This is a genomic window from Collinsella aerofaciens, assembly GCF_015555045.1.
GTDB lineage: Bacteria > Actinomycetota > Coriobacteriia > Coriobacteriales > Coriobacteriaceae > Collinsella > Collinsella aerofaciens_W.
The window spans coordinates 53,557-63,640 of the sequence record NZ_JADNJQ010000013.1; the positions used below are offsets into that span (position 1 = coordinate 53,557).

Here is a 10,084-nt window from a genome sequence, read left to right on the forward strand (position 1 = left end):
CAAGTGAGATTGGTGCAAACAAACCTGGCCCTTTTGCACCAAAAACGATCCGTTTTCCTCCGTTCCCAAGGGATCATGTGATCCGAAGGGGACGGAGGAAAACGGATCAAAAAGGAAAAATAGTAAGGCGCTCTTTTTCACATTGAATATTGCAATTTGGTAACGCGTTTTATCAAATATGGCATTTATCTGCGGTAATGTTCTATTTCACCGCTGAGGGTGACATTTTATACCGCCTGCCGAACTGCGTGGAGACCTAACAACTTTTTAGGTCAGTGTTGTGCGTGTAGCAACTTCGCCCGGCCTCGCCTCCGGGCTGCCGCATGAGAGGGGATCTTATGGCACGACTGCACGTAATGGAACGCAGCCACGCTCAGGCCGTCATGGACGACCTACATGATGCGCTTGGGCGCCGTCTGGCGGTGAGTTCGCTCGCCCCGTGCCCCGTTGAGTTTACGGCGGCGCTCGTCAACCTGTGCTCCACCCAGAGCTGCGGCAAGTGCACGCCCTGCCGTGTGGGCCTGAGCGCGCTGAGCGATCTGCTCGCCGATGTGCTCGAGGGCCGCGCCGACGAGTCCACGCTCAATTTGATTGAGCGCACGACCCGCACCATCTATCTTTCGAGCGATTGCGCCATCGGTTACGAGGCCGGCGCCATGGCACTCACCGCCATCCGCGGTTTCCGCGATGATTTTGAGCACCACATTCGCGAGCACTCCTGTGGCTTTGACCGCGAGGCCCGCGTCCCGTGCGTCTCGGGCTGCCCGGCGCACGTCGACATTCCTGGTTACATTTCGCTGGTCGAGGCCGGCCGCTATGCCGATGCCGTCAAGGTCATCCGCAAGAACAACCCGCTGCCGCTCGTTTGCGGCCTGGTGTGCGAGCATCCCTGTGAGATGCACTGCCGTCGCGGCATGGTCGACGATCCCATGAACATCCTTGCCCTCAAGCGTTTTGCCGTTGAGCACAGCGACCTCAACGATTACAAGCCCAGCGTGGTCGACAACACCGGCAAGCGCATCGCCGTGATTGGCGGCGGTCCGGCCGGCCTTTCCTGCGCCTACTACCTGGCCGTGATGGGCCATAAGGTGACGATCTTTGAGCAGCGTCATCACTTGGGCGGCATGTTGCGCTACGGCATCCCCAGCTACCGCCTGCCGCGCGAGCGCCTGCAGGCCGAGATCGACTGGATCTTGAGCGCCGGCATCGACGTGGAACTCGACCACTCCGTCAACGGCGAGGAGCTTGCCCGCCTGCGCGACGAGTTCGATGCCGTCTACCTGGCCATTGGCGCCCACAGCGATAAGAAGCTCGGCCTTCCGGGCGAAGAGGCGCCCGGCGTGGAGTCGGCCGTCAAGATGCTGCGTGCCATCGGCGACGACGAACTGCCCGACCTGAGCGGCCAGCGCGTGTGCGTCATCGGCGGCGGCAATGTGGCCATGGACGTGGCACGCTCTGCCGTGCGCTGCGGTGCCGAAAAGGTGAGCATCGTCTACCGCCGTCGCATCTGCGACATGACGGCCCAGGATGCCGAGATTGCCGGCGCCCAGGCCGAGGGCTGCGAGGTTCTGGAGCTCACGGCCCCGCTCGGTATCGAGACGGGCGAGGACGGTCGCGTGAGCGGCCTGCGCGTGCAACCGCAGATTATCGGCGAGCCCCGTCGTGGGCGTCCGGCCCCGCGTGCCGCCGCCACGTCCGAGCGCGTCATTCCCTGCGAGCGCGTGTTTGTGGCCATTGGCCAGGACATCGATTCCAAGCCGTTTGAGGAGATGGGCGTTGCCTGCAAGTGGGGCTGCGTCGTCACCGATTCGGATGGCGCCGTGCCTAACTTCGACGGCCTCTTTAGCGGCGGTGACTGCCAGACCGGTCCCGCCACCGTCATCCGGGCCATCAACGCCGGCCGCGTTGCTTCGGCAAATATCGACCGCTACCTGGGCTTTGACCACAAGATCAAGCTCGACGTTGAGCTGCCGACTGTGCAGTTTAAGGGCAAGCACGAGTGCGGCCGCTGCGAGCTGGGCGAGCGCGAGGCCGGCGAGCGCATCCACGATTGGAATCTGGTCGAGCAGGGCCTTACCGAGGAGGAGGCACGCCAGGAGGCAAGCCGCTGCCTGCGTTGCGACCACTTTGGCTTTGGCGCGTTCCGCGGAGGGAGGAACCTGGAATGGTAGGGCTCAACAAAACCACTGTCAGCGACAACACCGAAAGCGGAGCACTCAACATGGTCAAGCTCACTATCGATAATTGCGAGGTCGTGGTTCCCGAGCACACCACGATCCTGGACGCGGCCAAGTCCGTCGGCATCCAGATTCCCACCCTGTGCTACCTGCGCGATCTAAACGAGATCGGCGGTTGCCGCGTGTGCGTGGTCGAGGTTGAGGGCTGCGACCAGCTGGTTGCCGCCTGCAACAACTATGTGCTCGACGGCATGGTGGTCCGCACCAACAGCCCCAAAGCCCGCGAGGCGCGACGCACCAACGTGCAGCTGCTGCTGTCCCAGCACGACTCGCGCTGTACGAGCTGCGTGCGCAGTGGTAACTGCAACCTGCAGACTATCGCCAACGATCTGGGCATCTTCTATCTGCCGTACGAGCAGCACCTGGCGCGCGAGGGCTGGGACTTCGATTTCCCCATCATCCGCGATAACGACAAGTGCATCAAATGCATGCGCTGCATCAAGGTGTGCGAGAGCGTGCAGGGCTTAGGGATTTGGGATCTGACCAACCGCGCCACGCATACCGCCGTGGGCACCCGCGGGCGTGCGTCGATCGGCAAGACCGATTGCGTCGCGTGCGGTCAGTGCATCACGCATTGCCCGACGGGTGCCCTGCGCGAGCGTGACGATACCGAGACCGTGTTCGATGCTCTCGCCGATCCCGACAAGATCGTGCTGGTGCAGATCGCGCCTGCCGTGCGTAGCGCCTGGGGCGAGGAGCTCGGCATTCCGCGCGAGGAGGCTACCGTCGAGCGCTTGGCCTGCGCACTGCGCCGCGTTGGCTTTGAGTACGTGTTCGACACCGATTTCTCGGCCGACCTCACCATTATGGAAGAGGGCTCCGAACTGCTCGAGCGCCTGGGTAAGGCCGCCAAGGGCGAGGGCGACAGCCGCAGCTGGCCCATGTTCACGAGCTGCTGCCCGGGCTGGGTACGCTTTGTGAAGGCGCGCTATCCGGAGTTTGTCGACAGCCTGTCCACGTCAAAGTCGCCGCAGCAGATGTTCGGCGCCATCGCCAAGACCTACTACGCCAAGGTGCTGGGCGTGGAGCCCGAGCGCCTGTTTGTGGTGTCCGTGATGCCGTGCACGGCCAAGAAGGCTGAGTGCGCGCTGCCGAGCATGGTGGGCGAGGACGGCACGCCCGATGTGGACGTTGCGCTGACGGTGCGCGAGATGGTGCGCATGATCCGCGCGAGCCACGTGAGCGTCGACACGCTGGTTGAGGAGCCGCTCGACACGCCGCTGGGCTTTGGCACGGGCGCGGGTGTGATCTTTGGCGCCACGGGCGGCGTGATGGAGGCCGCCGTGCGCTCGGCCTATTACCTGGTGACGGGCAAGAACCCCGACGCCGACTTCTTTACCGATGTGCGCGGCCTGGACGGCTGGAAGGAAGCCGTGGCCGATATCGATGGCACCAAGGTGCGCGTCGCCGTGGCACACGGGCTGGGCAATGCTGCCCGTCTGCTCGACGCGATTCGCGACGGCCGCGTGAGCTATGACTTCGTCGAGGTTATGGCATGCCCGGGCGGCTGCGTCGGTGGCGGCGGTCAGCCCATCCACGACGGCTGCGAGCTGGCAGCCGAGCGTGGTCAGGTGCTCTGGGGCCTGGATGCCGCTGCGGACATTCGCTTCTCGCACGAGAATCCCGATGTCCAGGCGTGCTACCGCGAGTTCTTGGGTGAGCCGCTCTCGCCGCTGGCCGAGGAGCTGCTGCATACCGACCATCACGCATGGGCGATGCCTAACGAGGGGGCGTGCTAGCGATGTGCGCGTTTAATGTTGAGATGTCGCGCCGGGGGTTTGCCTCGGCGCTCGCCGCGGGCGCGCTGTCGCTTGCGCTCGCGGGCTGTGGCGGCGGGGCTGCCGGTGCCGGGTCCGCCGCGGGCTCGGCTGCCACGGACGGCGCCGGTGCTGCTGCCGAGCCGGTCGAGGTGCACGTCGCCTCGCTCAAGGGGCCGACCTCGATTGGTCTGGTGCAGTTTATGGACCGGGCGGCCGATGGCGAGACGGACAATGAGTTCGACTTTGCGATCAACACTGCCGCCGACGAGATTGTGCCCAAGGTCATTCAGGGCGATATCGACATTGCCCTGGTGCCCGCCAACGTGGCGAGCGTGCTCTACAACAAGACCGAGGGTGCGGTGCAGGTCATCGACATCAACACGCTGGGCGTGCTGAACGTGGTGACGGGCGACGCGGACGTGACCTCGTTTGGTGACCTGGCGGGTCGCACCGTCTACATGACGGGCAAGGGCACCACGCCAGAGTACGTCATGAGCTTCCTGCTGGAGCGCGCGGGCCTGACCGGCCAGGTGACACTCGAGTTTAAGAGCGAGCCCGCCGAGGTGCTGTCGGTCCTGCTTGCCGATCCGTCTGCCGTGGGCGTGCTGCCGGAGCCGTTCAAGACCGCTGCCATCGCCAAGAGCGAGGGCAAGCTGTCGGCACCGGTGAGCCTGACCGATGTGTGGGATGAGCTGGCGGGTGACACGGGTTCGCGCCTGCTGACGGGCGTGACCGTGGTACGCCGCGCGTTTGCCGAGGAACATCCCGAGGTCGTGGCGGAGTTCTTGAGCTGCCATGCGGCGAGCGTGAAGGCCGTCAATGCGGCGCCGGCAGACTGGGCGCAGGCCGTGGTCGATGCCGGCATCGTGGACAACGCCAAGATCGCCGAGAAGGCGATTCCCGGGTGCATGCTTGTGTGCCAGACGGGCAAGGATATGAGGGCGGCACTTAGTGGGTATCTGCAGGTGCTGTCCGACGCGGACGCGAGCGCCGTGGGCGGTAAACTTCCGGCTGACGATTTCTACTACATGGAGTAGCCCGTGCGTGCGTTTGCTCGACAAATGACAGAGCGTATGAAGGCGGTGGCGGCAGCAGGTGCCGTCGCCGCCTTTTGGCTTGCCGTGTGGGTCTTCGCGGCGGCGCTGGTGGCGCAGCCACTGATCTTGCCGGGGCCGGGTGCTGTTGCCTTGGCGCTGCTGCGCCTGGTGTGCGATGGCGGTACCTGGGCGATTTTGGTGGGCTCGGGCGCGCGGATACTGGGCGGGCTGGCGCTTGCCGCGGTGTGTGGTGGCGTGCTTGCCGGGATTTCGTCACGGTTGCGGGCGTTTGCGCGCCTGGTGGCTCCGGCACTTTCGTTTGTTAAGGCGACGCCGGTTGCCTGCGTGGTGGTCCTGCTGCTTATTTGGTTGGGATCGGCGCGCGTGAGCATCGCCGCGGTCTTTTTGATGGCGCTGCCGGGCGTGTATTTTTCGCTGGCCGAGGGCTTGGCACAGGTGAATAAACCGCTGGAGCAGATGTTCCGTCTGCATGGCGTGCGCGGCCGGCGCCTGTTTTGCGCCCATACCTGGCGCGAAGTCCTGCCGTTTGTGCTTTCGTGCGCCCGCGCCGTGATCGGCATGAGCTGGAAGGCCGGCGTGGCAGCCGAGCTGATCGGCATGGCGGTGGGCACCGTGGGTGAGCGCATCTATCAGGCAAAGCTTTTGATTGAGACGGCTGATCTGCTGGCGTGGACCGTGCTGGTCGTTGCCGCCTCGTGGACGTGTGAGCGCGTGCTGGTGTGGCTGCTGCGGGTTTCGGGACCCGTGGCGTGGCGCGCGGCCGTGCGGGCGCATGGGCATGGACTGCGCGGGCGTGCGGGGGCTGCGAGCGATGGCGCTGCAGCGGAGCTTGCGCTTGTCGTGGGCGATCGTGCGCCCTGGGCGCCGGCGCTGGATGGTCTGGTGCTCAACGTGCCTGCGGGTGGGCGTATCTGCGTGATGGGCGCTTCGGGCATGGGCAAGTCGACGCTGCTTTCGTTGGCAGCGGGGGAGTGCGCGCCGTGCTCGATGGTGTTTCAGGATGCACGCTTGATCGAGTCCGCCTCGGCGCTGGATAACGTGCTGGTGTGCGCCGATGCACGCGTGGATGATTCGAGCGCTGCGGCCCTGCTGCGCCTGCTGGTGCCGGGAATCGACGTGCATTCGCGCGTGGCCGAGCTTTCGGGCGGGCAGCGCCGTCGCGTCGAGATCGCTCGGGCCCTGCTGTGCCCGGGCGGCGCGGTGATTCTTGACGAGCCCTTTACCGGCCTGGATGCCGCCGCGCGCGATGCGACGACCAAGGTCGTGCTCGACCTGCTCGACGGCCGCACGCTCTTGCTCGCCACACATGACGTCTCCGACGCTCAGGCCCTCGATATCTCGGGCATCATCACGCTCTAAATACTAACTCAGCAACAAAATGATTCGTTTTCCTCCGTCCCCATGGGGTCGGGTGTGGTATTCTATCTGCGGGGTAATACTTAGGAATACCAAGTAATACCAACGCCGCAGAAACAAACTCCAGATGCGGGCCAATCGGGTTGCCTTCACAGCCCGTCGCCCAGCCGCGTGGCCCGCATCTATCCGCACTACCGTCGTTTCAAAAAGGAAGCGCCATGGCAGAACACATGACCCCCGTAGTCGCGAAGGTCTTGCCCGAGGAGAAGGCAGCCTTCGCGGCGGCAACCCAGCTCGTGGGCACCACGCCGTCCAACGCCATCCGCATGTTTATCGCCGCGTTCAATCGCTGCGGCACCTTCCCGTTCGACATCTCGCCCAACGGGGCCTTTGGCACTGCGCCCGATTCTCATCAATAAGTGATCCGTTTTCCTCCGTCCCCATGGGATCAGCTCTCTGCCGAGTTGTGGTAGAACTAGGGAACGGTTTTGAGGAGGTTGGCATGCTCAATGCGATGATTTGGGCGCTTGCCTGTTTTGGCGTCGTCGCTGTCGATATTGCCCTGAGCGTCGTTTTGTTCTCCGCCCTTGGCGTCGCATCGGTGTTCATGGGTTTTTCGATCGATGACCTCGACATTCAATTGCTTCAGGCCGTCGCGCAGACGGCATCGTTTTTGATGGCGCTGCTGTGGTGGCGTTATCTGTGGCCGCGTTCGTTTATGGCACGCCGGCAAAGCGCGCATCCGCTCGGCGGGGGAGCGCGTGGAGCGTGGAAACGTATTGCCTGCGTTATCGTGATTGGCCTGGCCCTGCAGGTGGTCGTTGGCTACGTGACCGACGCCGTGCTGTCGCTGCTGCCCGATGCCGCGGCCGACTACAGCGAGCTTGTCGAGGAAACAGGCATGGGCGACACCAGCTATCTCGCCGTCCTGACTACGGTGCTCGGCGCCCCATTTTGTGAAGAGTTGCTGGTGCGCGGCATTATTTTTGAGTTTTCGCTCCGAGCGTTTAATCCGCAGTGCCGCCCACTTTGGAAGCGCCGGCGTCGTGCGAGCGCGCAGGACGGCACCATGGTGCCCTGGGCGGCCCCAAGCACGTGGGGTATCGCCGCGGCGATTGTGCTGCAGGCGGCCATCTTTGGCTTTATGCACATGAATTGGGTGCAGGGTTGCTACGCGGGTGCCGCCGGCCTCATCTTCGGTTGGGTGCTCGTGACGACCGGAAAGCTCCGCTACACGATCCTGCTGCACTTTGCCTTTAATGCCGGGTCGTATCTCATGACGTTGCTCTGGTTTGTGAACACGCCGCTCGACGTGGCAATTACGGTCGCTATCGCCGGCGTCATCCTCGTTGAGGCAATGCGCTCGCTGCGCCACGCGTGTGGGATGGACGCAGCGAGCGCACCGCTGCCCTAGTTGCGCCTGCCGCCTCCGTTGGCACCCTGGCGGCCCTGTGCCGCGCGATTGCGACCGGCAGTGTTCTGCGCGCGGGACATACCGCCGTATCCCTTGCTGCCCTTAGACCCCTTGCCGGTGGCGCCACCGTGGCCCTTGCCGCCCTTCTTGCCCGTGCCGTGTCCGCCGCTGGCCGATGTCTCGCCCGGGCGTGGTGGCACGGGGCGAATCAGACAATGCTTTGTATAGCCGATCAGGTCACGACGCCCGGCCTTTTCCAGTGCCTCGCGCACGAGCTTGTAGCTCTCGGGCTTGCGGTATTGGATGAGCGCACGTTGCATGGCCTTCTCGTGCGGGTCGCGCGCCACATAGATCGGCTGCATGGTACGCGGATCTACGCCGGTGTAGTACATGCACGTCGACATGGTGGACGGCGTGGGGTAGAAGTCCTGCACCTGCTCGGGCATGTAGCCCATGTCGCGCACGGCTTCGGCAAGGTCCACGGCTTCCTTCATGGTCGAGCCGGGGTGGCTCGAGATTAGGTACGGCACCACGTACTGTTTGAGTCCGTATTCGCGGTTCAAGCGTTCAAATTTACGGCAGAACGCGTCGTAGACGGCTCGGCTCGGCTTGCCCATCACGGAGAGCACCGCATCGCTCACGTGCTCGGGTGCCACGCGTAGCTGGCCCGAGACGTGATGCTCCAGCAGCTCGCGCAAAAACTCGTCCGAGGCATCGGCCATGGTGTAGTCAAAGCGGATGCCGCTTCGCACGAAGACCTTTTTGACGCCCGGCAGCTGGCGCAGGTCGCGCAACAGCTGCGTGTAGCCGCTCTCGTCGACCACCATGTTCTTGCACACACTCGGCCACAGGCAGCGCTTGTTCTTGCACACGCCGTGCTTGAGCTGCTTGTCGCAGGCGGGACGGCTAAAGTTGGCCGTCGGCCCTCCTACGTCGTTGATGTAGCCCTTAAACTCGGGGTCGCGCGTGAGCAGCTCGGCCTCGCGCATGATCGAGTCGTGGCTGCGCATCTGTAGCACGCGACCCTGGTGGAAGGTGAGGGCGCAAAACGAGCACTCGCCAAAACAGCCGCGGTTGGAGCTAATTGAAAACTTGATCTCGGCAAAGGCCGGCACGCCGCCCACCGCGTCGTAATCGGGATGCCAATCGCGTGCGTAGGGGAGTTCGGCCACTTCGTCCATCTCGTCGGTGGTGAGTGTCGCCGACGGCGGGTTCTGCACCACATAGACGCTGTTGGGGTAGGGCTCTACCAGGCGATGCCCGGTGATGGGGTCCATATTCTGCTGCTGCACGTTAAAGCTGCGCGCGTAGTTGAGCTTGTCGGCGGCAAGATCGTCCCAGCTGGGCAGCAGGTCGTAGTCGTAGACCTCGTCGAGCGAGCTAGTGCGGTAGACGGTGCCATTGATATAGGTAATCTGATCGACGGGCAGTCCCGCGTCGAGCGCGTCGGCGATCTCGACGATCGCGTGCTCGCCCATGCCGTAGATGAGGATGTCGGCGCCCGAGTCGAGCAGTACCGAGCGCTTGAGTTTGTCCTGCCAGTAGTCGTAGTGGGCCAGGCGACGCAGACTTGCCTCGATGCCGCCGATAATGATGGGGGCATCCTTGAACGTCTGGCGGATGAGGTTGCCGTAGACCGTGACGGCACGGTTGGGGCGGTGACCTTCCTCGCCGCCGGGGGTATAGGCGTCGGTGTGGCGGCGGTGCTTGGTCACCGAATAGTGGTTGACCATGGAGTCCATGTTGCCGGCACTGACCAAAAAGCCCAGGCGCGGCTCACCGAGCACGCTGATGCTGGCGGGATCGGTCCAGTCGGGTTGGCAGATGATGCCCACTTTGTAGCCGTGCGCGTCGAGTACGCGGCTGATGATGGCCATACCAAAGCTGGGGTGGTCCACGTAGGCGTCGCCGCAGATGTAGACGAAGTCACACTGGTCCCAACCGCGCGCGTCCATATCGGCGCGGCTGACGGGGAGGAACTTGTCGCGGCCCGGGCGCCAGGGACGGGCGGGCGCTGCCGGGGTATGAGTGGCGTGGCCGCCCTGGGCCTTACCGCCGCGCTTTTGCTGCTGGCCCTGTTTGCCCTGCTGACTGCGCTGGTTGTTCTGAGCGTGCTGAGGCTTTTTTGCCACGATCCCTCCCGGTGTTTGTATGCTGCACGTAATTGTAACCAGTCTTTTTGGGACGTGTCTCTATAGTTTTGTCAACCGCGTGCTTCGCGCCATTTCGGCATGACGCATCCGGGCGCCCGGCGCCCCC

Annotated in this window: 7 protein-coding genes; 6 read left to right on the forward strand and 1 reads right to left on the reverse strand. The window is 64.0% G+C overall.

Going from position 1 to position 10,084, the window contains the following annotated elements; translation table 11 throughout:
* Window positions 1-338 precede the first annotated feature (338 nt).
* From I2E45_RS05950 to I2E45_RS05975, 6 genes are all read left to right on the forward strand, one after another.
* Entirely contained in the window at window positions 339-2,171 is a 1,833-nt protein-coding gene (locus I2E45_RS05950; RefSeq protein WP_195444973.1) for an NAD(P)-binding protein, read from the forward strand.
* Window positions 2,165-3,976 (forward strand): NADH-dependent [FeFe] hydrogenase, group A6, encoded by a 1,812-nt coding sequence (locus tag I2E45_RS05955; RefSeq protein WP_229058856.1) that lies wholly within the window; start codon window positions 2,165-2,167, stop codon window positions 3,974-3,976. Before I2E45_RS05950 ends, I2E45_RS05955 begins: the two co-directional genes overlap by 7 nt.
* Before the next feature lie 2 nt (window positions 3,977-3,978).
* Window positions 3,979-5,034: an ABC transporter substrate-binding protein gene (locus tag I2E45_RS05960; protein ID WP_195444976.1), complete on the forward strand. Its 1,056-nt coding sequence runs from the start codon at window positions 3,979-3,981 to the stop codon at window positions 5,032-5,034.
* 3 nt (window positions 5,035-5,037) lie between these two features.
* Window positions 5,038-6,414, forward strand: a complete 1,377-nt coding sequence (locus I2E45_RS05965) for an ATP-binding cassette domain-containing protein (RefSeq protein WP_195444979.1) — start codon at window positions 5,038-5,040, stop codon at window positions 6,412-6,414.
* A 215-nt stretch (window positions 6,415-6,629) separates the two neighbouring features.
* Window positions 6,630-6,830: a type II toxin-antitoxin system RelB/DinJ family antitoxin gene (locus tag I2E45_RS05970; RefSeq protein ID WP_117583961.1), complete on the forward strand. Its 201-nt coding sequence runs from the start codon at window positions 6,630-6,632 to the stop codon at window positions 6,828-6,830.
* Between the two features lie 83 nt (window positions 6,831-6,913).
* Window positions 6,914-7,825: a CPBP family intramembrane glutamic endopeptidase gene (locus I2E45_RS05975; RefSeq protein ID WP_195444981.1), complete on the forward strand. Its 912-nt coding sequence runs from the start codon at window positions 6,914-6,916 to the stop codon at window positions 7,823-7,825.
* Here I2E45_RS05975 and I2E45_RS05980 read toward each other — a convergent pair.
* Entirely contained in the window at window positions 7,822-9,957 is a 2,136-nt protein-coding gene (locus I2E45_RS05980) for a YgiQ family radical SAM protein (RefSeq protein ID WP_271742256.1), read from the reverse strand. The genes I2E45_RS05975 and I2E45_RS05980 overlap by 4 nt on opposite strands.
* Window positions 9,958-10,084: the final 127 nt, after the last annotated feature.